This window comes from Flavobacterium sp. UBA2787 (assembly GCA_002352205.1).
Lineage (GTDB): Bacteria > Bacteroidota > Bacteroidia > Flavobacteriales > Flavobacteriaceae > Flavobacterium.
Genome location: DEHZ01000002.1, coordinates 261,137 through 287,158 on the forward strand (window position 1 = coordinate 261,137; position 26,022 = coordinate 287,158).

Below are 26,022 nucleotides of genomic sequence, written 5' to 3' on the forward strand. Positions count from 1 at the left end.
TTTTTTATTTACGAATGTAGGTTTGATAAGTAAAATCTACTGCATGTTTCTCATCTTTAGGATGATATTCTTCATCAACAAGTTGCCATTCTTCCTGATTTAGTTCAGGAAAATAAGTATCGGCTTCAAAAGAATCGTGAACCCGAGTTAATTCGATAACATCAGTGAAAGGTAGTGATTGTTTATAAATTTCGCCACCACCAATTATAAAAGCATCTTCATCTTCTTCAATAAATTCTAATGCTTTTTCAATGCTGTTTACAACAATGCAACTTTCCGGTTGATAGTTTTTTTGTCGTGTAATAATAATGTGTGTTCGATTAGGAAGTAATTTTGGGAAACTTTCAAAAGTCTTTCTTCCCATTATGATTGAGTGACCCGAAGTCAATTCTTTGAAACGTTTAAAATCATCAGGTAAATGCCAAACCAAATCATTGTCTTTACCTAAAGCATTGTTTTCGGCTGCAGCCGCAATCATTATAATCATTCTTAAATTTCAGTTTTAGAATTAAACTCGTTTTCTACTTTTTGTTGTAATTGCTGAATTTTTTGTTCTTGTTTTGCCATTAAACGTTCAATTTGATCGCGTTCCCAGTTTTTATTCATAAATCGATCTGTGATATACACTTTGATGAAATGTAGAATGAACAGGAAGAACCAAATAGTAACCGCCCACAAATACCAACCTTCAAAGGGTTGAATGTCAAAAAATTTCTCCACTAATAAAAAGAATAAACTTCCAATTAAAAAAAGGACAAAATGATAATATAGTCTTTTTTTCTGTTTGATTCTTCTACGAGCATATTCATATTGTTCGTGTTGCTCTGTGTTCATAATTTTTTTATTATTGGTTTTTTGGTTCTGAAAGGTATTATATTTTTGAAAAATAAAAAAATCATTTTTACATATAATGAAAAGCGAAACCGTTTTCCTGTTAAGAATTGTTAATCTAACCTATTATAAATTAGCAAAATAGCTATTTTTTGTGGTGGTTTTTAGTAATTTAACAAAAAGAAAGCTAACTATTTGATTTTCATTATTCTATTTGTTTCTTTGTGGCATAAATTTAAAAATTAAATTAACCATGGCAATCAAGAAACAATTTATAAAAACGAAACCGGTTTGTAAAGTAACTTTTTCAATCGAAGCAAAAGAAGCTACTACTGCTGCAGTAGTTGGTGATTTCAACAATTGGAATCCGAAAGAAGGAGAATTAGCAAAATTAAAAAATGGAACTTTCAAAGCTACGTTTGAATTACCTGCTTCAAATTCATACGAATTCCGTTATTTAGTTGATGGAGAATTTGTAAACGATGATCAAGCAGATGCTTACAAATGGAATGATTTTGCTGCTGCTGAAAATAGTGTTGTAGCTGTATAATTTTTGTTTTTATCGTAGAAATTTAATCCGTTTGATTTTTTCAAACGGATTTTTTTTAATCTAATTTAAATGTAATTGGAATGCTAAAGGAAATTTTTACCGGTATTCCTTTAATTGTACCATTAACAAATTTTGGTATTTTTTTTAAGATTCGTTCGGCTTCATCCTCTAGCAGTTTATCGGGGCCTTCTAACTCTTGGATGACTATTGTCCCATCTTTATCGATGTAGAATTTACATTCAACTTTTCCTTGAATTCCTCTTCGTAATGCTTTATTTGGATATCTAAAATTTTTAACAATGTGATTAGAAAAATAATTGTTCACACAATTTCCGATATCACTTGAGTTTTTACATTCTATAGGATAAGGTCTTGAAATAAACTTAAATTCAGATTTATATTTCATTTCTTTCAATACTTCATCACTTGCAATCGATAGATTGTTGTTTAGATTTTTTATAAAAACAAATTCAAAACGTTTCGCTTTACTGTTATCTTCAAGAAAATCATTATCGGGATACGGTAGCAATTCAAGAAGATATTTAGTTATTTTAATTTTCAATTCATCATTTATAAAGTCAATATCTATGTCTTTTCGAATAGGATTATTTGGACTGTAGACAAAAGCAAATGTTAAGGCAGCTTTGTTGTCAATCATTTTTTCAATTATGTCTTTTTCTATTTCAGGAGAAATTAAACTTAAAATTTCATTTTTTAAAATTTCTTTTTCGCAATCTGAATAATCTACCTCCCTGTTGCATAAATCATTAAAAGGGAAATATTTTTGAGATGAATTTTCCTGACTGAATAAAGTAAAAGTGAATAAAAAGAATAATAGTTGATATCTCATATAGTAAATTTTATACTGCAACAGCACCTTTAATATGAGGATGCGGATCATAACCTTCCAACGTAAAATCATCAAATGTGAAATCGAAAATGGATTTAATTTCCGGATTTAAAATCATTTTTGGCAATGGTTTTGGCTCACGAGAAAGTTGCAATTCCAATTGTTCGATATGGTTGTTGTAAATATGAGCATCACCAAAAGTGTGAATAAAATCTCCCGGTTGTAAATCACAAACTTGAGCAATCATCAACGTGAACAACGCATATGAAGCGATGTTGAAAGGAACACCCAAAAATATATCGGCACTTCGTTGATACAATTGACAACTTAATTTTCCATCGGCTACATAAAATTGAAAAAATGCGTGGCAGGGTGGGAGTGCCGCTTTTCCATTGGCTACATTTTCTGCAAATGATTTGGAAGTGTCGGGTAAAACAGAAGGATTCCAAGCGGAAACTAACATTCTACGGCTATTTGGATTTTTCTTCAACGTTTCAATTAATTCGGTAATTTGATCGATTTCTTCGCTGTTCCAATTTCGCCATTGATGACCGTAAACCGGACCTAAATCACCGTTTTCATCGGCCCAATCATCCCAAATTTTTACGCCGTTTTCTTTAAGATAACTAATATTCGTCTCGCCTTTAATGAACCAAAGCAATTCGTGTATAATTGATTTTAAGTGTAATTTTTTGGTGGTAACCATCGGAAAACCTTCGCTTAGATCAAAACGCATTTGATAACCAAAAACACTAATTGTTCCGGTTCCGGTTCGATCACCTTTTTGTGATCCGTTTTCTAAAACGTGTTTTACGAGATCATGATACTGCTTCATTTTGTGCTTTATTTTATTGTACGGTTAACCAATAATCATTCCGGCAATAGTTGCTGATAGCAAAGATGCTATACTTCCTCCAATTACCGCTTTTAAACCAAATTCAGAAAGTGTTTTCCTTTGTCCCGGAGCCAATGATCCAATTCCTCCAATTTGAATTCCGATGGACGCAAAATTGGCAAAACCACATAACATATAGGTTGCCATAATAACGGATTTATCATAAGTAAAATGAATGGTTGAAGCTGCATTTTTCAATTCCGCCAATTGAATATATCCCACAAATTCTGATGCGGCTAATTTGATTCCAAGTAATTGACCCATAAGCATTACGTCTTCTGTTGCAACGCCAATTAGCCACATTAATGGAGCAAAGACGATTCCTAAAATGGTTTCTAATGAAAATTTCGAATAAGGTGTGTTTGCGGCAATAACATCATTTAATCCAGACCATCCGCCAATCCAACTTAAAGTGTAATTTATCATCGCAATAAAAGCAATAAAAACCAACAACATCGCTGCTACATTTGCCGCTAATTTCAAACCTTCTGTCGTTCCTGTCGCAATAGCATCGAGAATATTTGAACCAATTTTATCCTTAGAAACTTCTACATTGGTATCAATAGGCTCTGTTTGAGGGAACAAAATTTTTGAAACAACAATAGCTCCCGGAGCGGCCATTACTGATGCTGCAAGTAAATGTTTTGCAAATTCCAATCGCAAAACCGGATCGTTTCCGCCAAGAAATCCAATGTAAGCGGCTAAAACCCCTCCAGCTACAGTGGCCATTCCGCCGACCATAACTAAAAGAATTTCACTTTTATTCATTTTTTCCAAATAGGCTTTAATCATCAATGGAGCTTCGGTTTGACCTAAAAAGATATTTCCCGCAACCGATAAACTTTCAGCCCCTGAAATGCCTAAAATCTTGGTTAGAAGCATCGCTAAACCTTTTACGACAATTTGAATTATTCCTAAATAAAATAATAAGGAAGTTAAAGCTGAGAAAAATATGATGGTTGGTAAAACTTGAAATAAAAAAATGAATCCGAAGTTATCAACATTCATCATTCCGCCTAATAAAAATTCGCTTCCGGCTCGTGTAAAGTCTAATACTTTGACGAATAAACCACCAACAAATTCAAATATGTTTTTTACAAAAGTAACTTTTAAGACTCCGATAGCTAAGATCAATTGTGCAAAAATTCCAATCCCAACCGTTTTCCAATTGATAGCTTTTCGATTAGCACTAAAAACAAATGCTAAAGCTAAAAGTGATAGCATTCCTAAAACGCCTTTCCATAAACTGGTCATAGAAAAACCTTCGCTGGCAATTAGTTTTGCTTGATTTTGAACCGGTTTTATTTTATTGGAAGAAAAAAACGAATATGCTTTATCTTTCGATTTTAAAGTCAGAAGCGAATCTGATTTTGATGTAATTGTAAATCGTTTGGTTGGTGCATCGGAACCATTTTCAAACAAAAAAAGAAAATTATCTTGTACTAAATAATCTCCTTTTTGAGTAAGACTATCAGAACTGATTTTAAGTTCATAGCCACCTTCTTTTAATTCTAAATAATCCGTTTTGGAAGAACTCAATTGCCATTTTTTTTCAAGTTCTTGTGCACTTAAACCTACTGAAAACAGCACAGTTAAAGCAAGTAAAAAAAATTTTTTATACATTTTATAAGGTATAGATGTTGGATTATTTAAGATTCCTTTTTTGAAATTTCGTCTCTAATCTTAGCCGCTTTTTCGTAATCTTCGTTTTGCACCGCTTCGTTTAATAATTCATATAATTCTTGAACACTTTTTCCTGTGTAACTATCTTTTGGTGTAGTTTCTTCTGAACCAAAAGTTTCGGGCGTACTCAAAACACCATCGTTATCCTCGTTGGAATTTTCAGGTTCCATTGTATTGCCTTTTAGATAAACTCCGGCTTTGTCCAGAATATTTTTGTAAGTAAAAATAGGAGCATTAAAGCGTAATGCCAACGCAATAGCATCGGATGTTCTGGCATCGATAATTTCTTCAATTTTGTCGCGTTCGCATATGATACTCGAATAAAAAACACCATCCACTAATTTATGAATAATCACTTGTTTGACTACAATATCAAATCGGTCGGCAAAATTTTTAAACAAATCGTGGGTAAGTGGGCGAGGCGGTTTTATCTCTTTTTCTAACGCAATCGCAATCGATTGGGCTTCAAAAGCACCGATCACAATAGGTAATTTTCGCTCTCCATCTACTTCATTTAGAATCAATGCGTAAGCACCGTTTTGGGTTTGACTGTAAGAAATTCCTTTTATGGCTAGTTTAACAAGACTCATATTATGATATTATAATGCTCTAAAAATAAGGCATTTATGCTTAATTAGTAATAAAAAAATGGGCTATCCAAACAAAGATACAACTATCTCGATTTAGATAGCCCAATGAGGGCACAATTTATAAAAAATTATGAATTTTGAGCTTTAAATTCTTTTAATTTTTGAGTCAATTTAGGAACAATCTCAAAAGCATCACCAACTACACCATAATCGGCTACTTTAAAGAAAGGAGCTTCGGGGTCAGAATTGATAACTACTTTTACTTTAGACGAGTTGATTCCGGCAATATGCTGAATCGCACCTGAAATTCCAATCGCAATATATAAATTCGTTGCAACAGGTTTTCCGGTTTGTCCAACGTGCTCGCTGTGAGGTCTCCAACCTAAATCCGAAACCGGTTTAGAACAAGCTGTTGCAGCACCTAAAACGGCCGCTAAATCTTCAACTAATCCCCAGTTTTCAGGACCTTTTAATCCGCGACCACCTGAAACTACAACTTCTGCATCTGCAATTGTTACTTTTCCGGTTACTTTTTCTACGTTTTCAACTTTTACATTAAAATCAGCATCGTTTAAACTTGGAGAAAAATCTTCGGTTGATAAAGTTGAACTACTTTCAACTAAACCATACGAGTTTTTAGCCAAACCTAACACTTTTATATCAGTAGAAATTTCAGTGATATTGAACGCTTTATTTGAAAAAGCATTTCTTTTTACTTGAAATGGCGAAGTGCTCAACGGCAATCCAACCACATTTGATGTATAACCTGCTTCTAATCCTACAGCAACCAACGGAGCAAGATAAATGCTGTCTGTTGTTGATGAAAGCACAATCACTCTTGCACCTTCTTTTTGAGCTGCTTGTTTGATTACATCTGCGAAAGCTTTTGCATTAAAAGTTGCCAATTTATCGTTGGTTACTTTCAATACTTTATCTACACCGTATTTTGATAATTCTGAAACATCAGAAGCGTTTACTGTTACAGCTGTTACAGTTGTTCCTAATGATTCTGCTACTTTTTTTGCATAGGAAGCTAATTCGAAAGCTACTTTTTTAAATTTTCCTTCAGCCGATTCTGCATATATTAATAATGACATAATTTATATTTTAAATGATGAATTTTAAATTTTAAATGGAATTAGATAACCTTAGCTTCGTTGTGTAACAAACTCACTAATTCATCCAAATTATCAGCACTTACTAATTTCACTGTTGATTTTGGAGCCGGTTTTTCAAATTTTACCGCTTTCGTGCTGATAGTTGCATCGATTGGTTCTAAAACTGTTAACGCTTTTGTGCGAGCAGTCATAATTCCTCTCATGTTTGGAATGCGTAAATCTTTTTCTTCCACTAATCCTTTTTGTCCGCCAACTACCAAAGGTAAAGATGCCGAACTGGTTTCTTTTCCACCATCAATTTCTCTGATTACTTTGGCAGATGAACCATCTACTTTTAGATCAATACACGAGTTGATAAAATTATAACCCAATAAACCTGCAATCATTCCGGGAACCATTCCACCATTATAATCTAATGATTCTTTACCGCAAATTACTAAATCATATTGACCTTGTTTGATTACTTCGACTAATTGTTTGGCTACGAAAAATCCGTCGGTTGGTTTGGCGTTTATTCTGATGGCTTCATTTGCTCCGATTGCTAATGCTTTTCTCAACGTTGGTTCCGTATCCGGTCCGCCCACATTTACAACAGTTACATTGGCTCCTTGTTGCTCTTGAAACCAAATTGCTCTGGTTAAACCAAATTCATCATTCGGATTGATAACAAACTGAACACCATTCGTGTCAAATTCAGAATCGCCGTTCGTAAAATTAATTTTTGAAGTAGTATCAGGTACGTGACTGATGCAAACTAATATTTTCATATAATAGATTTAGATTATTTTTTCGGTTACGAAATTACGAATTATTTTTCAAATTTTAGTATGCGTGCATAATATTTTTTCAGTATTATATCGTTTTCGTAAGTAATAATATTGATTTTAGAATTTTTTGAAACATTTTTTTGCAATTTATATTTAGAAAAGCAGTTACTATTGCGAATTATTTTAGCGATAAATTATGCATTAAAGTAATTTAAAATATTTATTTTTGCCTTTCGATAAAAAGACTTAAGAAATTAGAAATATGAGAACAATTCAATTCAGAGAAGCAATTTGTGAGGCCATGAGCGAAGAAATGCGTCGTGACGAAAGCATTTATTTAATGGGTGAAGAAGTAGCAGAATACAACGGAGCTTATAAAGCTTCAAAAGGAATGTTAGATGAATTTGGACCAAAACGTGTAATTGATACACCAATTGCCGAACTTGGATTTGCCGGAATTGCCGTAGGTTCAGCGATGAACGGATGTCGTCCGATTGTAGAATTTATGACCTTCAACTTTTCTTTGGTTGGAATTGATCAAATTATAAATAACGCAGCAAAAATGCGTCAAATGTCGGCCGGACAATTTCCTATGCCGATGGTTTTTCGTGGTCCAACCGCTTCTGCCGGACAATTAGGAGCAACACACTCTCAAGCTTTTGAAAATTGGTTTGCCAATACACCGGGTCTAAAAGTAGTAGTTCCATCAAATGCTTATGATGCAAAAGGTTTATTAAAAGCTGCCATTCGTGATAATGATCCGGTCATTTTTATGGAATCTGAACAAATGTATGGTGACAAAATGGAAGTTCCTGAAGGAGAATACACTATTCCACTTGGTGTTGCCGATATAAAAAGAGAAGGTTCTGATGTAACCATCGTTTCTTTCGGAAAAATTATCAAAGAAGCTTATACCGCTGCTGATGAATTGGCTAAAGAAGGAATTTCGTGTGAAATTATCGATTTAAGAACAGTTCGTCCGATGGATTATGATGCCATTTTAAAATCAGTGAAAAAGACAAATCGTTTAGTAGTTTTAGAAGAAGCTTGGCCATTTGCCAGCGTTGCTTCTGAAATTACCTATATGGTTCAAGAAAGAGCTTTCGATTATTTAGATGCTCCAATTCAACGAATCACAACCGCTGATACTCCAGCACCTTATTCTCCTACTTTATTAAAAGAGTGGCTGCCAAATTCATCCGATGTCGTAAAAGCAGTAAAAAAGGTTTTGTATAAATAATCAAAATAAAAACTATATTTGAAACTTCATCAATCCAATTTTTGATGAAGTTTTTTTTTACAAATTGCTATGAAAATTAAAAGCCTCTTTATATTATTTTTTCTCTTTTCAGCCTCAATAATTGCTCAAACCAAAGTAAGCGGTATTGTTGTAGATGAAAATAATGATCCAATTCCGTTTGCGAACGTCTATTTCAAAAATTCAACCGAAGGTGTAATAACCAACGAAAATGGTCGATTTTATTTAGAATCTGAAAAGAATCATGCTATTTTAATAGTTTCATTTATAGGCTACACTGCTCAAGATGTTAAACTTGAAAAATCGGTTACCTATAACATGAAAGTAACTTTAACCGAAGGCGAAACGCTTCGTGAAGTGGTTTTAGTATCGGGAAAATTATCAAAAAAAAATAATCCTGCAATTGATATTCTTCGGAAAATTTGGGAAAGAAAACGAAAAAATGGCTTGCGACAATTCAATCAATACCAGTATGACAAATACGAAAAAGTTGAATTTGACTTAAACACCATCGATAGTGCCACCATGAAAAGCCGCGTTTTTAGAGGAATGGAATTTGTTTTTGAACAAATGGACACTTCTGCTATCACCGGAAAAACCTATCTCCCGATATTTATAAACGAATCACTTTCTGAAGTGTACGGTGATAATACTTCCAAAAAGGAAAAAGAAATTCTAAAAGCGAATAAAAATTCAGGTTTCAGTAATAATCAGCAAATTATCGCTTTTGTAAAAGATTTGTATGCCGATTATGATATTTACGATAATTACCTGAAATTTTTTGATAAAGATTTTGTAAGTCCATTGTCCAGAACCGGAATTGATGTGTACAATTATGCCTTAACCGATAGTATGTATATCGATAATAAATGGTGTTATAACATTGTTTATTATCCAAGAAGAAAAGGGGAACTTACCTTTAAAGGTGATTTTTGGGTGAATGATACCACATTTGCCATCAAAAACATCAACATGGCAGTGACCAAAAGTGCCAACATCAACTGGGTAAAAGAAATTTATATTGAACAAGATTTTGAAGTGGTTAGTGATTCTGTGTTCTTACTAAAAAGAGATCATATGATGTCCGATTTCGCTTTCAACAAGAAAGAGGAATCACAAGGAGTTTATGGTAAAAGAACAACCTTATTCAAAAATCATCAATTCAATCAAGAAAAACCAAAAGAATTCTATAAACAAGAAGTCAATTTTATTGATAATGAGGTGTATAGCCGACCGGATGAGTATTGGCAACAAAACCGATTCGAAAATTTAAGCAAAGATGAATTAGGGGTTTACAAAATGCTTGATACACTAAAAACAGTGAAAAAATTCAAGCAAATGTATGATTTGGTGGCCATTTTAGGAAGCGGTTATATTCAAAAAGGAAATTTTGACATCGGCCCGATTTTTTCAACCTTTGGTTATAATGAAGTAGAAGGTTTTAGATTGCGAGCAGGTGGAAGAACCTATTTTGGTCAAAATGATCCGTGGCGTTTGCAATTTTATACAGCATATGGTTTTGACGACAATCAATTCAAATATGGCGTTTCAGGTAAAGTATTATTGAACAAAAGAAATAGGCTAATTCTCGAAGGTGGTAATAGGCGTGATATTGAACAAATTGGAGCCAGTTTAACCACAACAAACAACGTGCTTGGCAGAAGCTTTGCCTCAAACGGATTGTTTATGTCAGGAGCCAATGATAATTTAACGAGTATCAATTTAAGCATGGTTTCTTTAAATATGGAACCCATAAAAAACCTAACTTTTGAAACCGGATTTTCATACAGAACGCTCAAACCCGCTTGGGAAAAATTTAGTTTAGATTATTTCTCGCCCGATTCTCCAAGCGGCATTAAAAGCGAAGTAGCTCAATCGGAAGTTTATATGTCGGTTGATTATACTCCAAGAAGAAAAACTGTTGGTTATGGTGTAGAAAGAAGCATAGTTGATAGTCCGTTCACAAGAATATTTCTTAATTACAGTCAAGGTTTAAAAGGTGTTTTTGATAGCGATTTTGATTATCAAAAAGTGCAGTTATACGTCAAGCAACCTATTTTGGTGGGTGGTTTTGGAAGATTAAATGTTATCACAGAAGTGGGCAAAACATTCGGCGAAGTTCCATTAGGATTAATGAGTGTGGTGCCCGGAAATCAATCGTATTTTTTAATTGAAAACACGTTTAATAACTTGAATTTCTACGAATTTGTGACTGATGAATATGCAACATTGCAATTAGAACATCACTTTTTGGGAAGAATTTTGTCAAGAATTCCAGGTTTACGACAAATGAATTTAAGAGAAATAATTGGCGTTAAAGCAGTTGTTGGTTCAGTTTCTGATGAAAATAGAGCACTAAATGCTTCCACATTAACGTATTTAGCTCCCGATAAGCCGTATTGGGAATATAGTGTGGGAATCGGAAATATTTTCAAAGTATTCCGAATCGATTGTTCTTGGCGAGGAAATTACAGAAATCTGCCCGATGCTAATAATTTTACAATTAAAGGTTCTTTCGGATTTTATTTTTAATTCAAAAAAATTCATCTCCTTTTTTTAATTGTTCATAAACATTTATGGACAATATTATTAATTCCTTAAAAATTAAATTTCGGATAAACTTATGATTGCAAGGTATTACCTTTGCAGTCCTAAATATTTTGAAAAGAAAATAAACTTATGAGTCCAGCAAAACAAAATACTTTTGATGTATTAATCGAAATACCAAAAGGAAGCAGAAATAAATATGAATACGATTTTGAATTAAAAAAAATCCGTTATGACAGAATGATTTTCTCATCGATGATGTATCCTGCCGATTACGGATTCATTCCTGAAACATTAGCATTAGATGGAGATCCTTTGGATGTATTGGTTTTAGTGACAGAACCAACTTTTCCCGGATGTGTAATGGAAGTTAAACCAATCGGTGTTTTCCACATGGCAGACGAAAAAGGACCGGATGAAAAAGTGATTTGTGTGCCGGTTTCCGATCCGGTTTGGAATAAACTAAACGATTTGTCCGATGTAAATCCACATTTATTAAAAGAAATTGAACACTTTTTCCAAGTTTATAAAGATTTAGAACAGAAAAAAGTGGATGTAGAAGGTTGGGGAGATGTGAACGAAGCCAAAGAAATCATTGTAAAATGTGTCGATCGTTTTGCTAATTTAGAAAACAAAGTAGCAGGTTTATTTAGTATTCGTTAAAGAATTTAGTATTTTATTAAAAAAAGCAACATTCAATTTAGAATAGTTGCTTTTTTTTATTCCTATTTTGTTACTTTTGCAATCGTTAAAAAAATTATAAAATACATATTTATGGATTCAATTATGATTTATGTGCCAATAATCATGGCATTAATAGGATTAGCTTTTATGTGGGCCAAAAGAGCTTGGGTTTTAAAGCAAGATGCCGGCGATGGAAAGATGAAAGAAATTTCAGATTACATCTACGAAGGTGCTTTGGCCTTTCTTAAAGCCGAATATCGATTATTAACTTTCTTTGTTATTGGAGCGAGTATAGCTTTAGCAGGAATTTCATTTATCGTTCCAACAACACATATATTAATAGTAGTTGCATTTATTTTCGGTGCTGTTTTTTCGGCTTTAGCTGGAAATATGGGAATGAAAATCGCTACAAAAACTAATGTTAGAACAACACAAGCGGCTCGTACGAGCTTGCCACAAGCTTTAAAAGTTTCTTTTGGTGGTGGAACCGTTATGGGATTAGGTGTTGCCGGTTTAGCCGTTTTAGGTCTAACAGGTTTCTTCATTATATTGTTTCATTACTTTATGAATGGAACATGGACATCTACAGAAGACATGACAATTGTTCTTGAAACATTAGCAGGTTTTTCTCTTGGTGCTGAATCAATTGCCTTATTTGCTCGTGTGGGTGGTGGTATTTATACTAAAGCTGCCGATGTGGGTGCTGATTTAGTTGGTAAAGTAGAAGCTGGAATCCCTGAAGATGATCCTCGTAATCCTGCAACAATTGCCGATAACGTTGGTGATAACGTAGGTGACGTTGCCGGAATGGGTGCCGATTTATTTGGTTCGTATGTAGCAACTGTTCTAGCCGCAATGGTTTTAGGAAATTATGTGATTAAAGATATGGGAGGTTCAATTGATGATGCTTTCGGCGGAATCGGTCCAATTTTATTACCAATGGCAATTGCCGGTTTTGGAATTTTATTCTCCATCATCGGAACGATGTTGGTGAAAATTAAAGACAACAACTCAAAAGAAAAAGAAGTACAAGGTGCTTTAAACTTAGGAAACTGGGCATCTATTGTGTTAACAGCTATTTCTTGCTTTGTATTAGTAAAATATATGTTGCCTGAAACAATGAATATGGAATTCTTTGGAGAAGGTTTAAAAGAAATTTCATCAATGAGAGTATTCTATGCTACCATTGTTGGATTATTTGTTGGGGGTGTTATTTCATCTGTAACAGAATATTACACAGGATTGGGTACAAAACCGGTTTTGGCAATTGTACAAAAATCATCAACCGGAGCAGGAACAAATGTAATTGCTGGTTTAGCAACGGGTATGATTTCTACTTTCCCAACGGTTTTAATTTTTGCAGGTGCTATTTGGGCTTCGTATGCATTAGCTGGTTTCTATGGTGTGGCTTTAGCTGCTTCTGCGATGATGGCTACAACAGCAATGCAATTAGCAATTGATGCTTTCGGACCAATTTCTGATAATGCCGGTGGTATTGCCGAAATGAGTGAATTACCAAAAGAAGTTCGTACGCGTACCGATATTTTAGACTCTGTTGGTAATACAACTGCTGCAACCGGAAAAGGTTTTGCCATTGCTTCTGCAGCGTTAACTTCGTTAGCATTATTTGCTGCGTATGTAACGTTTACAGGAATTGACGGAATCAACATTTTTAAAGCTCCGGTTTTAGCGATGTTGTTTGTGGGTGGAATGATTCCGGTTGTATTCTCTGCTTTAGCAATGAATTCAGTTGGAAAAGCGGCAATGGATATGGTATATGAAGTTCGTCGTCAGTTCAAAGAAATTCCTGGAATTATGGAAGGAACAGGAAAACCTGAATATGGTAAATGTGTTGAAATTTCTACAAAAGCCGCTTTACGCGAAATGATGTTGCCAGGAATTTTGACGATTGGTTTCCCTATTTTAATTGCGGTTTTACCAATGTTGATTGGATATGATAACAAATTAATCGCCGAAATGTTAGGTGGTTATATGGCTGGAGTTACTGTTTCGGGAGTACTTTGGGCTGTGTTCCAAAACAATGCCGGTGGTGCTTGGGATAATGCAAAAAAATCATTTGAAGCCGGTGTTATGATCAACGGTGAAATGACATACAAAGGTTCTGATGCTCACAAAGCAGCTGTAACCGGAGATACTGTTGGTGATCCGTTTAAAGATACTTCAGGACCTTCAATGAACATCTTAATCAAATTAACGTGTTTAATAGGTTTAGTAATTGCTCCAATTTTAGGTGGTCACGATGCGGTTACCGTTGTTGAAGAAGTGGAAGCAATCGAAGTTATTGATGCAGTTGTAAAATCTGAAAACAAAGAAATTTCAATTGATAAATCAAAAACTGCAGATGGTGTTGTAACCGCAAATGTTACAATTAACACAACTGTTGATGGTGAAACTAAAACTTCTACTCAAACTTTTGTTGGAACAGATGAAGAAGTTACTGCAAAAATTGAAGAATTTAAAAAGCAATAATTTTTTGAAAATAGAATAAAAAAATGCCTTGCAACTGCGAGGCATTTTTATTTTTACTAAATTTAGCATGAACAAATAAATTCTCATGACTAAATTTTTTCTTTCTTTCTTTCTATTTCTGTCCTTTTTGGGATATAGTCAAGAGAACTTGCCACTCATTCCAATTCCTAAACAAATTGAATTTAAGAATGAGTATTTTGAACTTGATAAAAATACAGTCATTTTTTCTTCAGATATAAATTCTTTTGAAGCGTTATTTTTGAAAGAAAATATTAAGTTGAAAACGGGTTTAGATTTACAAATCACTTCCTCTTATTCAAAAGGAAAAAGTATTCAAATGTCAATTCAAATTCCTGATTCGACAGACTTTGACAAAGAAAAATATGAACTTAAAATTTCTAAAAATGTAGTTCAACTTTCATCATTTTCTAATCAAGGATTATTTTATGGAATTCAAACCTTTTTACAATCCATTCCATTTCAACAATCAGATAATGTAAAAATAGCCTGTGTAACTATCGTTGATGAACCCAAATACAAATGGCGAGGAATGCACCTTGATGTTTGTCGTCATTTTTTCTCAATCGATTTTATCAAAAAATACATTGATTACATATCTATGTATAAGATGAATACGTTTCATTGGCATTTAACGGATGATCAAGGATGGCGAATTGAGATTAAAAAATATCCAAAACTCACAGAAGTTGGAGCTTGGCGTGATGGCTCAATGGTTGGTCATTATAACGAGCAAAGATTTGACACCCTTCGTTATGGAGGATTTTACACTCAAGAAGAAATTAAAGAAGTCGTAAAATATGCTCAACAACGACATGTGACGATTGTACCGGAAATCGAAATGCCCGGACACGCATTGGCCGCTTTAGCATCCTATCCTGAATTTTCTTGCACAGGAGGCCCTTTTGAAGTAGCAAAAGTTTGGGGTGTTTTGGATGATGTTTTTTGCCCGAAAGATGAAACTTTTACTTTTTTAGAGAACATTTTATCAGAAGTAATCGATTTGTTTCCTTCAAAATACATTCATATTGGTGGCGATGAAAGTCCGAAAGTAAGATGGAAAAGCTGTCCACATTGTCAATCGTTAATCAAAAAAGAAGGATTAAAAGACGAACACGAATTACAAAGTTATTTTATTCAACGAATTGAAAAGTTTGTCAATAGTAAAGGACGAAAAATAATCGGTTGGGATGAAATTCTGGAAGGCGGACTCGCTCCAAATGCCGCTGTAATGAGCTGGCGAGGAACTGAGGGCGGAATTGCCGCAGCGAAACAAAAGCATTTTGTGGTTATGACTCCCGGTTCTCACTGTTATTTTGATCATTATCAAGGTGATCCAAAAAACGAACCGATTGCCTTTGGAGGATATACTCCTGTTGAAAAAGTGTACTCTTTTAACCCAACACCAAACGAATTATCAAAGGAAGAAGCGACTTATATTCTCGGTGCTCAAGCCAATGTTTGGACGGAATATATTGAAACTCCAGAGCACGTTGAATATATGATTATGCCACGTATGGCAGCACTTTCTGAAGTTTTGTGGGGAACAGCAAATGTTTCGAATTATAAAGATTTCGAAAATAGATTAATCACCCATTTTGATTTTTATGAAAAAAGCGGCATCAATTACAGCAAAGCAATTTACGAAGTAACGACCGAAGTTTCTTCAGGAAAAAATGGTGTAGAATTTAATTTGAAAGCCGTCAATCCAAAAGGAATTCGTTTTACAATTGATGGTTCGGAACCAACAAAAAAATCAATGATTTATACAAATCCCATTTCAGTCACAAATAGTTGCACCATCAAAGCGGCTTATTTTGAAAACGAAAAGCAAAAAAGTAACACAATTGAACAAACGTTCAACATCAACAAATCATCCGGAAAGAAAATTAGTTTAGAACATCAACCGCATGAAAATTATGGAATTGGCGGAAGTTTTACTTTAGTGGACGGAATGAAAGGCAATCCATCCAAATTTGGCAGAGATTGGCTCGGATTTTCAGGAAAAGATGTCGTTGCAACAATTGATTTAGATAGAATTGAAACAATTTCTAAAATAAAATTGAATGTTTTAAAAAGTACAGGAAGTTGGATTTATTTCCCAAAAGAAATTGAATTTCTATCTTCTGAAGATGGTAAAAAATTCATTTCGATGAAAAAGTTTTCATCCACAGAAATCGAAAATTTAAACGGAAATATTGAAGGCATTTTTAAAAATACAAAAGCAAAATATTTCAAAGTAATAGCCAAAAATTTAGGAATAATTCCGGATGGGAACCCCGGTTCAGGTTCTAATGCTTGGCTGTTCATTGATGAAATTTCAGTTGAATAATATGGCAAACAGAAGAAAATTTTTAAAGACAACGGCATTAGCATCAGCAGCAATTGCTTTGCAATCTTTTCAGCAAAAAGTTGAAGAAGATACTATTACTTTTGAAGATAAGCCAATAAAAAAACCAATTGTTCTTTCCACATGGCGATTTGGAATTCCCGCTAATGAAGCCGCATGGGAAATTCTAAAAAATAATGGCAGAGCTTTGGATGCAGTTGAAGCAGGCGTAAAAATTCCAGAAGGCGATCCCACAGAAAGAAGCGTAGGTTATGGCGGAAGACCGGACAGAGACGGTCGCGTTACACTCGATGCGTGCATCATGGACGAATTTTCAAATATTGGTTCAGTCGCTTGTTTGGAACATATCAAACATCCAATTTCTGTAGCAAGAGCCGTGATGGAAAAAACGCCTCATGTTATGTTGGTGGGAGAAGGTGCTTTGCAATTTGCTTTGCAACAAGGTTTTAAAAAAGAAAATCTTTTGTTAGAAGAATCCAAAAAAGAATGGAAAGAATGGTTGAAAAAAAGTGAATATCAACCCAAAGCAAATATTGAAAATCACGATACGATTGGCATGATTGCGATGGATTCAAATGGGAATTTATCGGGAGCTTGTACAACGAGCGGAATGGCTTTTAAAATGCACGGTCGTGTGGGCGATTCTCCGATTATTGGTGCGGGTTTGTATGTTGATAACGAAATTGGTGCAGTAACAGCAACCGGTCACGGCGAAGAGGTTATCCGAATTTCAGGCTGTCATTTGGTCGTAGAATTGATGAGACAAGGTTTGAGTCCTCAAAAAGCGTGTGAAGAAGCGGTGATGCGAATTGTAAAGCTGACAAGAAATAGAAACAAGGAATTAAAAGATATTCAAGTTGGTTTTATTGCTCTTAATAAAAAAGGAGAACACGGATCGTATTGCGTTCAAGGCGGATTTAATTATGCTCTTTATGATAATGCGGGAAATCGTTTAATTGATGCTGAATATTATTTGAAAGAATGAGTAAACTGGAAATAGCTTGTTTTAATGCAGAATCTGCAACTATTGCTCAAAATGCAAATGCGGATAGAGTGGAATTATGTGACGGAATTGAAGTAGGTGGAACCACTCCAAATTTAGAAACAGTAAAAGAAGTTCGTCAAAAATTGACAATCGATTTATATGTAATGATTCGCCCGAGAGGCGGAAATTTTGTCTATTGTGAAGAAGAAATCGGACAAATGAAATCTTCTATTGTTGAAATGAAAAAGCTTGGTGTAGATGGTTTTGTATTTGGAATTTTAAACGAAGATAATTCCATAAACAAACAAAAGAATATAGAATTAATCGAATTGACCAAACCTTATCCGTGTACTTTTCATCGTGCTTTTGATGAAGTTTTAGATTATGAACAAGCTTTGGAAGATGTTATAGAATGTAGATTTTCGACTATTTTAACTTCAGGAACAAAACCAAATGTGACCGAAGGAATTCAACTTTTGAAGCAATTAGTTGAGAAGGCATCCAATAGAATAACCATTATGCCTGGTGGTGGTTTAAGATCTTCAAATATCAGTGAACTAAATCAAATTGTTAAAGCAGATTTTTATCATTCTTCTGCAATAATTGATGGAAATGGAATGGCAGATATTACAGAAATACAAGCATTAAAATCAAAATTAAATGGATAAGAATTGGCTGAGCATACTTGTTTTTTTCTTTTGCTCTTTTTTGGGGTTTTCTCAAAATTCTTCCCGCGATTTATCTTCTGAAAATTGGACATTTAAAAAAGTTAACGATTCCAATTGGTTTTCTGCTAAAGTGCCGGGAACCATTCACACCGATTTATTTCAAAATAACTTGATTCCGGATCCTTTTTTTGGAGCAAATGAAAAAGAATTGCAATGGATTGAAGAGGAAGACTGGCTATACAAAACAGATTTTCAAATAACTAAAGATGAATTAGAAAACAATATTATCGAACTAAATTTTGATGGTTTAGATACATATGCAACTGTTTTTTTAAATGGTAAAAAGGTGCTTTTGGCTGATAATATGTTTAGAAGCTGGAAAATCGATGTAAAAAACCAGTTGAAAATCGGTAAAAATACAATAGAAATTCATTTTGAATCAGCATCAAAAAAAGGAGAAGAAGAGTCACAGAAATTATCTTATACATTGCCAGAAAAAGAACGTGTCTTTGTTCGAAAAGCACAATATCATTTTGGTTGGGATTGGGCTCCTCGTTTCGTAACTGCCGGAATTTGGAAGAAAGTACACTTAAAATTCTGGAATAAAGCTAAGATTGAAAACATTCTTTACGATCAAAAATTATTAAATACCGAAATTGCAAAAATGGATTTTGTTTTTACAGTTACAACAGAGAAATCCGGTAAATATCAAATTAGATTAGGAGAGAAACCATTTCCATTTCAACTAAAAAAAGGACAAAATACTGTAAAAATTCCAATTGAAATTTCAAATCCAATTTTATGGTGGTGTAATGGTTTGGGAGTTTCACATCTATATATTTTTAGATTCTCATTGGAACAAAATGGAGCTATAATTGATGAAAAAGAATTAAAAATTGGTTTGCGAACTATAGAATTGGTTCAGGAAAATGATGAAAAAGGTAAAAGTTTCTATTTTAAATTAAACGGAAAACCTGTTTTTATAAAAGGTGCCAATGTGATTCCATCCGATAGTTTTTTGCCGAGAATTACAGATTCGACTTATTTTTCTATGGTAAAAGAAGCTAAAAATGCTAATATGAATATGCTACGTGTTTGGGGCGGAGGTGTGTATGCCGATGATGCATTTTATGATGCTTGTGATTCAAATGGTATTTTAGTGTGGCAAGATTTTATGTTCGCTTGTGCGATGTATCCGGGCGATAATTATTTTTTAGAAAATGTGAAGCAAGAAGTGATTGACAACGTCATCCGTTTGCGAAATCATCCCAGTATAGCTTTGTGGTGTGGAAATAATGAAAATGATGAAGGTTGGCACAATTGGGGATGGCAAAAACAGTATAATTATTCAAAATCAGATTCTACCAAAATTTGGAACGATTATCAAAAACTTTTTCACCAATTAATTCCTAAAACGTTGGATAGTTTGTTGCCAAAAAATGAAAACCGATATTGGCCATCATCACCTTCATTAGGTTGGGGTCGAAAGGAAAGTTTGACACAAGGAGATGTCCATTATTGGGGAGTTTGGTGGGGAAAAGAACCATTTGAAATCTACAATCAAAAAGTGGGAAGATTTGTTAGCGAATATGGTTTTCAAGGAATGCCTTCAGTGGAAACGTTGCAAAAAGTGTTGTCAAAAGAAGAGATGAATTTTAATTCAGACGCATTTAAAAATCATCAAAAACATCCAACCGGATTTGAAACTATTCGTGAATACATGGAACGAGATTTTATTATTCCCGAAAAGTTGGAGGATTTTGCCTATGTTTCTCAGTTGTTACAAGCGAGAGGAATGAAAATTGCCATCGAAGCTCACCGAAGAGCTATGCCCAATTGTATGGGAACTCTTTTTTGGCAATTGAACGACTGTTGGCCGGTTACATCGTGGAGTGCAATTGACTATTATGGCGATAAAAAAGCATTTTATTATCAAACCCAAAGAAGTTTTGATCCACTTTTGGTTCACGTTTATCAAAATAATTCGGAAATTGAAATTTATACTATCAATGACAATCAGTCGGATTTTTCAGGAAAATTGAAACTAAAAATAATTGATTTTCAAGGAAATAAGCTTTGGAATGATTCCGTGCTAGTAAAATCCAAATCAAATTTTTCTGAAATTCAATTCAAAATAACAGAAACAATTTTAAATCAATTTGATAAAAAGGAGATTGTTTTACAAGCCGAATTTATTTCCGAAAACCAAATAAAAGAAGCAATTCATTTTTTTGCTAAACCGAAAGAATTAGCATTAAAAAAGCCAACAATTCAAGTAAATCACATTGATAAAAACACAATTGAATTAAAATCAGATATTTTAGCGATAGGTGTTTTTTTGCAAGATGAAGGAATCACATTCGATACAAATTACTTTGATTTACTTCCAAACCAGAAAAAAATAATCAAAACATCCGATTTTGTTCAAAACCTGAAAATTAAGACGCTATTTGATACGCTAAAAAAAAAGTAAAATAGTGCTTAAAACAATCCGTTTATTTCAGCATCAATTCGATTAATAATCATCCCTAAATCTTCCGGATTATCAACAAAATTAATGTTGTCCACATCAATGATTAGCAGTTTTCCTTTATCATAACTTTGAATCCAAGCTTCATAACGTTCGTTCAAACGACTTAAATAATCAATTGAAATGGTGTTTTCATATTCACGCCCTCTTTTGTGAATTTGACTCACTAAATTAGGAATCGAACTTCTCAAATAAATTAGTAAATCCGGAGCTTGAACCATACTTTCCATTAATTCAAACAACGATTTATAATTATTAAAATCTCTGTTGGTCATTAATCCCATTGCGTGAAGATTAGGAGCAAAAATATGTGAGTCTTCATAAATCGTTCGATCCTGAATAATTTTTTTTCCGCTTTCGCGAATTTGCAAAACCTGTCTGAATCTACTATTTAAAAAGTAAATTTGTAAATTAAACGACCAGCGTTCCATCTGATGATAAAAATCGTCCAAATACGGGTTGTCCACCACATCTTCAAAATGCGGTTCCCATTTAAAATGTTTGGCCAATAATCGAGTTAAAGTGGTTTTTCCGGCTCCAATGTTGCCTGCTACTGCTATGTGCATTATGGTAAATTAATTTGATAGGTTCTAATTTCGCTGTTGGTAAAAATAATCAAAAATTGGTCTTTAATCAGAAATTTTTCGACGATTTTTTCATCTAAATCGATTTGAGGACTTTTGTTGTTTTTAAAATAGTGATAATATAATTGATTTCCAATTTGATAAACCATCACTTCATTTGAAATAATTTGTGCAGAATCAAATTTAGGAATTTGTCCTAGGGTAGAAATTTTTCCAAACACATCGCAAAATGAAACTAGCCCGTTTGAATCAATCCAATAAAATTGATTGTAATCAGTTTGATAGAATTGAATTGGATTTTGAAATGGCTGAGACAACGGTTGAAAAACCTGCTTGTTAAAATCATATAATCCTAACTGCATTTGTAACGAATTGAAAATCCAGAGTCGGTTTTGAGATGCTAATCCCACCGCTGAAGTTACAATTGGATTGTTTTGAATTTTGGAAAAGTTAAATGATAAAGTTTCATTTAATTGATTATCTAACGTTATAACCGAATTGAATCCTTCATAAAAAAGAACAATTTTCAACGGATTTTGTAAATCAACACGCTTAATTTTTCCTAAAGAAAGATTTTTATATTGAAACAATTCATTTTCTTTTTGCTTGTAAAAAACATTTCCTTTTATATAATAATAATAGCCAAATGAGTCCATTGCAATGAATTCATCTGCCACAAGTTGTTGAGAGGAAAGTAAAATTGGTGTAATCTTCTTCTCTTGCGAAAATCCAATCGCAACAAACAAAATCCAAAAAGACACAACTATTTTTTTCATATTGGCTAAAGTACAATTAAAACGATAATTTTTTAGTCAGAACACCTTATTTTTTAACAAAATGTTGGTAACAAAAATCTAAATAACTCGTCATATTTGTTCTATCAACATTAAACGTTTTGCTATGAAAACTATTGTAGTTACTTTACTTACTTTTTTTGCGGCAGTTATCAGTGCGTTTGCACAGGATTTTCAAGGTATGGCTGTGTATGAATCTAAAACCAGCACAGCAGATGCAAAAGCTACTTTGGCCGGAAACAGAGAAATTACTCCTGAAATGCAAAAGATGTTTGAAGAGCGTATGAAAAAAATGTTTGAAAAAACATTTATTTTAAATTTCGACAGAAACGCATCTATCTATAAAGAAGAAGAAAAATTAGATGCTCCCGGACAAGGTGGCGGAATGCGAATGATGAGTAATATGATGGGCGGCGGCGGAACACATTATAAAAACGTGAAAGAAAAAGTTTTTACAGTTGATAAAGAGTTTTTTGGTAAAGAATTTTTAGTAAAAGATACCCTGCCAAAATTAGATTGGAAATTAGAAGGCGAGACTAAACAAATTGGCAATTATTTGTGTTTTAAAGCCACGGCAGTAAGACCGGTTAGTCAATCTGATTTTAGAAATTTCAGAAGAAAAAAAGAGGAAGAAAAAAAGGAAGACAAAGAAGTTGTAAAGGAAGAAAAAAAGGAAGAAACCAAAACAACTAATTTTATGGATGGTTGGGAAATGCCATCAGAAGTGCAAATTACAGCTTGGTACACGCCTGATATTCCAATCAATCAAGGTCCGGAAAACTACTGGGGTTTACCGGGATTAATTTTAGAAGTAACTGATGGAAAAACGGTTATACTTTGCTCTAAAATTGTAATGAATACGAAAGATAAAAAAGAAATAAAAGCCCCTAAAAAAGGAAAAGAAGTTACACAAGCTGAATATGATAAAATTGTCACGGAAAAAATGGCCGAAATGCGTGAAATGAATCAAGGTCAAGGCGGAAGAGGCGGAACGCAGTTTAGAATTGGCGGATAGTTTTGATGATTTTTTAATATTTAGGAACATTTCAACATGATAAAAAAATATTTTTTAGCTCTTTGCTTATTGTTTTCCATATTTTCTTTTGCACAATCTGTCAGGATGGAAGGTTTTGTACAGGATTCTTTGCAAAAACCACTTGAAATGGCCAATGTAATGGCTGTGAATCAAGTTACAAAAGCGATGGATTCCTATGCTATTACAAATGATAAAGGAAAATTTCAATTAAGCTTAAAACCAAATTCAACATACAAAATCAAAGTCAGTTATATTGGTTACCAACCTTTGGATGTTTCGGTTGAAACGAAAGAAGATGATATTCAAAAAATATTAATTCTTAAAGAAGGTGGTTTTGATTTGGAAGGTGTAGAAATTGTTCAAGAAATGCCTGTTTCCATTAGTGGCGATACTATTATATATAACGCAGATTCTTTTAAAACAGGAACAGAAAGAAAGTTAGAAGATGTACTCAAAAGACTTCCCGGAGTAGATGTAAATGCCGATGGTGAAATTGAAGTGGAAGGGAAAAAAGTAAGTCAGTTACTTGTTGATGGGAAAAAGTTTTTTGAAGGCGATACCAAATTGGGAGCCAAAAATATTCCGTCTGATGCGGTCGATAAAGTGCAAGTGTTGCGAAATTACACCGAAGTGAGTCAGCTTCGTGGATTAGAAAATAATAATGATGACATTGCTATCAATATAAAACTCAAAAAAGGGAAAAATAAATTTTGGTTCGGCGATATTTCTGCAGGTGTAGGTCCGGATGAGCGTTATATTATCAATCCAAAATTATTTTACTACAGTCCGAATACGAGTATAAACGTACTTTCAAATTTTAATAATATTGGCGATGTGCCTTTTTCACTTCGTGATTATTTTAGGTTAACCGGTGGTTCAAGAAATACAATTAGTCGTAGCGGAACAAATTTTAATGTTTCTTCTAACGATTTAGGAATTTCAACACAGCGAAATAATCGTGCGGCTGAAATTGATACAAAATTTGGAGCAGTAAACGTAACTCAGCAAATTACTAAAACATGGAATGTGAGTGGTTTTGCCGTTTTTACATCGGATAAAACGCAAACTAATACACAATCGCGTTATGAATATTTTTTGCCCAACTCTACCGAAGTCGCTACGCAAGAAACCAGAAATGATATCTCTAATTTGACTAATAATTTGTCGATTATAAAATTTGGTTCGAAATTTAAACCAAATACGAATTTTCAGTTTGACTACGATGTTTCGTTAAAAAGATCCAATCAGGAAGAAGCAAATTTGGTAGAAACAAATGAAACTTCTTTTGACGGAAGTCAGAATTTCAACAGTATAAATTCATTTAAAAAGCAAGATCCGCTGACACTAAATCAAAGCTTGAATATGTTTTGGACTCAAGATGAAAAAAATACTTGGGCTTTAGAAATGCAGCACCTTTATCAGGATGAAGATCCGCTTTACAATCCAAATTTATTAAACGAACCATTTGAAGAATTGGGACTTTTTAATGTAAATCAGAGTAGCTTCAATATTAATCAAACTCGATTTGTTAAGACCAATAAATTAGATGCTAAAATTGATTATTATTATTCCTTAACTTCAAAAAGTAATATTAATATCACTTTAGGAAATACCAATTCTTACCAAAGTTATAATTCCGGAATTTTTCAGGCATTGGATAATGGAACTAATTTAGTTTTAGATTCAGATGATTATAGAAATGACGTTCGTTATAGTTTTAATGATGCTTATTTAGGTGTTCATTATAAATTTATTACAGGTAAATTTACGTTCAATCCCGGCGTAAGTTTTCATTTATATAACACATTTAATGAACAGTTAAATTCTAAAGTAAGAGATGATTTTTCAAGAATTTTACCGGATGTTTTTGCTCAATATCAAATAAAAAAATCGGAATCTTTGACATACAATTACAGAATGAGTAATGTTTTTAGTGATGTAAATTCTTTTGTACAAGGATTAACATTTAGCAATTTCAACTCATTCAATAGAGGAAATCGTTTGCTGGAAAATGCATTACAACAAACTCATTCCTTGCGATATTTTAAATACAATCTGTTTAATTATACAACTATTTTTGGTAATTTAATCTATTCTAAAACGACTGATCCGGTTGTGAATAGAGCTTTTTTTAATGGTATCTATCAATTGAATGAACGAGTAAATTTAGATGTTGAAAATGAAAGTGTAAACGGAACAATAGGTTATCAACGCACTTTTTTAAAATATTATAAAGCAAATGTTGGAGCCAATTTAAACTGGTCAAAATTCAATACGCTTCGAGTTTTTGAGTTGAATAATGTTGAGGTTGAAAGGCTTCAAACAACCGAATCGTTCAGCCAAATTTATAGAGCTTCTTTAGGGACGCAGTTTAAACAATGGCCTAATATTGAAGTGGGTTACAGTATAACTTTAAATGATTATGAAAGTACGACTTTTAAAACCCAACAACCATTTGCTCGTTTAGATTATTTCTTTTTGGATGGATTTTCATTCAATGCAGAATATGATTATTATAATTATTCAAATGCAAACGGAACTATCAATAATGAATATGATTTTTTAAATACAAGTTTGAGTTATCGAAAAAAAGATGCAAAAATGGAATATAAAGTAGGCGTAACCAATTTATTAGATACTAAATCATTAAATGATGATAGTTTTAATCAATCATTTTATTCCACTTCGCAGTATGTTGTTCAACCACGATATTTAATTTTTACACTTAGATATAATTTATAAAAAGCAAAAACCCTGACTTCAAAATGAAAATCAGGGTTTTTTATGGTTGAGT

At 33.3% G+C, this 26,022-nt stretch carries 21 protein-coding genes; 11 read left to right on the forward strand and 10 right to left on the reverse strand.

The window, feature by feature from the left end; translation table 11 throughout:
* Positions 1–4 precede the first annotated feature (4 nt).
* Complete coding sequence (locus tag B4N66_RS01505) at positions 5–487, reverse strand: dihydrofolate reductase (RefSeq protein WP_291091975.1); 483 nt, start codon at positions 485–487, stop codon at positions 5–7.
* 2 nt (positions 488–489) lie between these two features.
* Positions 490–834 (reverse strand): 2TM domain-containing protein, encoded by a 345-nt coding sequence (locus B4N66_RS01510; protein WP_248432776.1) that lies wholly within the window; start codon positions 832–834, stop codon positions 490–492.
* Positions 835–1,084: 250 nt separating this feature from the next.
* Here B4N66_RS01510 and B4N66_RS01515 point away from each other — a divergent pair, with 250 nt between their 5' ends.
* The gene (locus B4N66_RS01515) at positions 1,085–1,381 is read left to right on the forward strand and encodes an isoamylase early set domain-containing protein (RefSeq protein ID WP_112084812.1); all 297 of its coding nucleotides are present in this window, start codon (positions 1,085–1,087) and stop codon (positions 1,379–1,381) included.
* Positions 1,382–1,436: 55 nt separating this feature from the next.
* On the opposite strand, the gene B4N66_RS01520 is transcribed toward B4N66_RS01515, so the two are convergent.
* The 6 genes from B4N66_RS01520 to B4N66_RS01545 form a co-directional block, all read right to left on the reverse strand.
* Positions 1,437–2,231, reverse strand: coding sequence for an energy transducer TonB (locus tag B4N66_RS01520; RefSeq protein WP_291091976.1), 795 nt, complete (start codon positions 2,229–2,231; stop codon positions 1,437–1,439).
* A gap of 10 nt (positions 2,232–2,241) precedes the next feature.
* Positions 2,242–3,066: a thymidylate synthase gene (locus B4N66_RS01525; RefSeq protein WP_291091977.1), complete on the reverse strand. Its 825-nt coding sequence runs from the start codon at positions 3,064–3,066 to the stop codon at positions 2,242–2,244.
* A gap of 24 nt (positions 3,067–3,090) precedes the next feature.
* On the reverse strand, positions 3,091–4,749 hold the full coding sequence (locus B4N66_RS01530; RefSeq protein WP_291091978.1) for a NupC/NupG family nucleoside CNT transporter: 1,659 nt from the start codon (positions 4,747–4,749) through the stop codon (positions 3,091–3,093).
* Positions 4,750–4,775: 26 nt separating this feature from the next.
* On the reverse strand, positions 4,776–5,399 hold the full coding sequence (locus B4N66_RS01535) for a bifunctional nuclease family protein (RefSeq protein WP_291091979.1): 624 nt from the start codon (positions 5,397–5,399) through the stop codon (positions 4,776–4,778).
* A gap of 128 nt (positions 5,400–5,527) precedes the next feature.
* Entirely contained in the window at positions 5,528–6,496 is a 969-nt protein-coding gene (locus B4N66_RS01540) for an electron transfer flavoprotein subunit alpha/FixB family protein (RefSeq protein ID WP_291091980.1), read from the reverse strand.
* A 41-nt stretch (positions 6,497–6,537) separates the two neighbouring features.
* Positions 6,538–7,284, reverse strand: a complete 747-nt coding sequence (locus B4N66_RS01545; RefSeq protein WP_291091981.1) for an electron transfer flavoprotein subunit beta/FixA family protein — start codon at positions 7,282–7,284, stop codon at positions 6,538–6,540.
* A 262-nt stretch (positions 7,285–7,546) separates the two neighbouring features.
* On the opposite strand from B4N66_RS01545, the gene B4N66_RS01550 reads away from it, so the two are divergent.
* The 8 genes from B4N66_RS01550 (at position 7,547) to B4N66_RS01585 (ending at position 20,757) form a co-directional block, all read left to right on the forward strand.
* Positions 7,547–8,524, forward strand: a complete 978-nt coding sequence (locus tag B4N66_RS01550) for a pyruvate dehydrogenase complex E1 component subunit beta (protein WP_291091982.1) — start codon at positions 7,547–7,549, stop codon at positions 8,522–8,524.
* A gap of 69 nt (positions 8,525–8,593) precedes the next feature.
* A complete protein-coding gene (locus B4N66_RS01555) occupies positions 8,594–11,074 on the forward strand; it encodes a DUF5686 and carboxypeptidase-like regulatory domain-containing protein (RefSeq protein ID WP_291091983.1) in 2,481 nt (826 codons plus the stop codon).
* Positions 11,075–11,221: 147 nt separating this feature from the next.
* The gene (locus tag B4N66_RS01560) at positions 11,222–11,752 is read left to right on the forward strand and encodes an inorganic diphosphatase (protein WP_291091984.1); all 531 of its coding nucleotides are present in this window, start codon (positions 11,222–11,224) and stop codon (positions 11,750–11,752) included.
* Between the two features lie 111 nt (positions 11,753–11,863).
* Positions 11,864–14,263, forward strand: a complete 2,400-nt coding sequence (locus B4N66_RS01565) for a sodium-translocating pyrophosphatase (RefSeq protein ID WP_291091985.1) — start codon at positions 11,864–11,866, stop codon at positions 14,261–14,263.
* A gap of 85 nt (positions 14,264–14,348) precedes the next feature.
* Positions 14,349–16,613 (forward strand): beta-N-acetylhexosaminidase, encoded by a 2,265-nt coding sequence (locus tag B4N66_RS01570; protein ID WP_291091986.1) that lies wholly within the window; start codon positions 14,349–14,351, stop codon positions 16,611–16,613.
* A gap of 1 nt (position 16,614) precedes the next feature.
* Entirely contained in the window at positions 16,615–17,616 is a 1,002-nt protein-coding gene (locus tag B4N66_RS01575; RefSeq protein WP_291091987.1) for an isoaspartyl peptidase/L-asparaginase family protein, read from the forward strand.
* The gene (locus tag B4N66_RS01580) at positions 17,613–18,284 is read left to right on the forward strand and encodes a copper homeostasis protein CutC (protein WP_291091988.1); all 672 of its coding nucleotides are present in this window, start codon (positions 17,613–17,615) and stop codon (positions 18,282–18,284) included. Before B4N66_RS01575 ends, B4N66_RS01580 begins: the two co-directional genes overlap by 4 nt.
* A complete protein-coding gene (locus tag B4N66_RS01585; protein ID WP_291091989.1) occupies positions 18,277–20,757 on the forward strand; it encodes a beta-mannosidase in 2,481 nt (826 codons plus the stop codon). Before B4N66_RS01580 ends, B4N66_RS01585 begins: the two co-directional genes overlap by 8 nt.
* An 8-nt stretch (positions 20,758–20,765) precedes the next feature.
* Here the strand turns inward: B4N66_RS01585 and B4N66_RS01590 are convergent, their stop codons facing one another.
* Together B4N66_RS01590 and B4N66_RS01595 are read right to left on the reverse strand one after the other, a co-directional pair.
* Positions 20,766–21,380 (reverse strand): deoxynucleoside kinase, encoded by a 615-nt coding sequence (locus B4N66_RS01590; RefSeq protein ID WP_248432786.1) that lies wholly within the window; start codon positions 21,378–21,380, stop codon positions 20,766–20,768.
* A complete protein-coding gene (locus B4N66_RS01595; RefSeq protein ID WP_291091990.1) occupies positions 21,380–22,174 on the reverse strand; it encodes a hypothetical protein in 795 nt (264 codons plus the stop codon). Before B4N66_RS01595 ends, B4N66_RS01590 begins: the two co-directional genes overlap by 1 nt.
* Positions 22,175–22,298: 124 nt before the next feature.
* Here B4N66_RS01595 and B4N66_RS01600 point away from each other — a divergent pair, with 124 nt between their 5' ends.
* Together B4N66_RS01600 and B4N66_RS01605 are read left to right on the forward strand one after the other, a co-directional pair.
* Complete coding sequence (locus B4N66_RS01600; protein ID WP_291091991.1) at positions 22,299–23,207, forward strand: GLPGLI family protein; 909 nt, start codon at positions 22,299–22,301, stop codon at positions 23,205–23,207.
* A 105-nt stretch (positions 23,208–23,312) separates the two neighbouring features.
* Positions 23,313–25,970, forward strand: coding sequence for a carboxypeptidase-like regulatory domain-containing protein (locus B4N66_RS01605; RefSeq protein WP_291091992.1), 2,658 nt, complete (start codon positions 23,313–23,315; stop codon positions 25,968–25,970).
* The last annotated feature ends 52 nt before the right edge of the window (positions 25,971–26,022 follow it).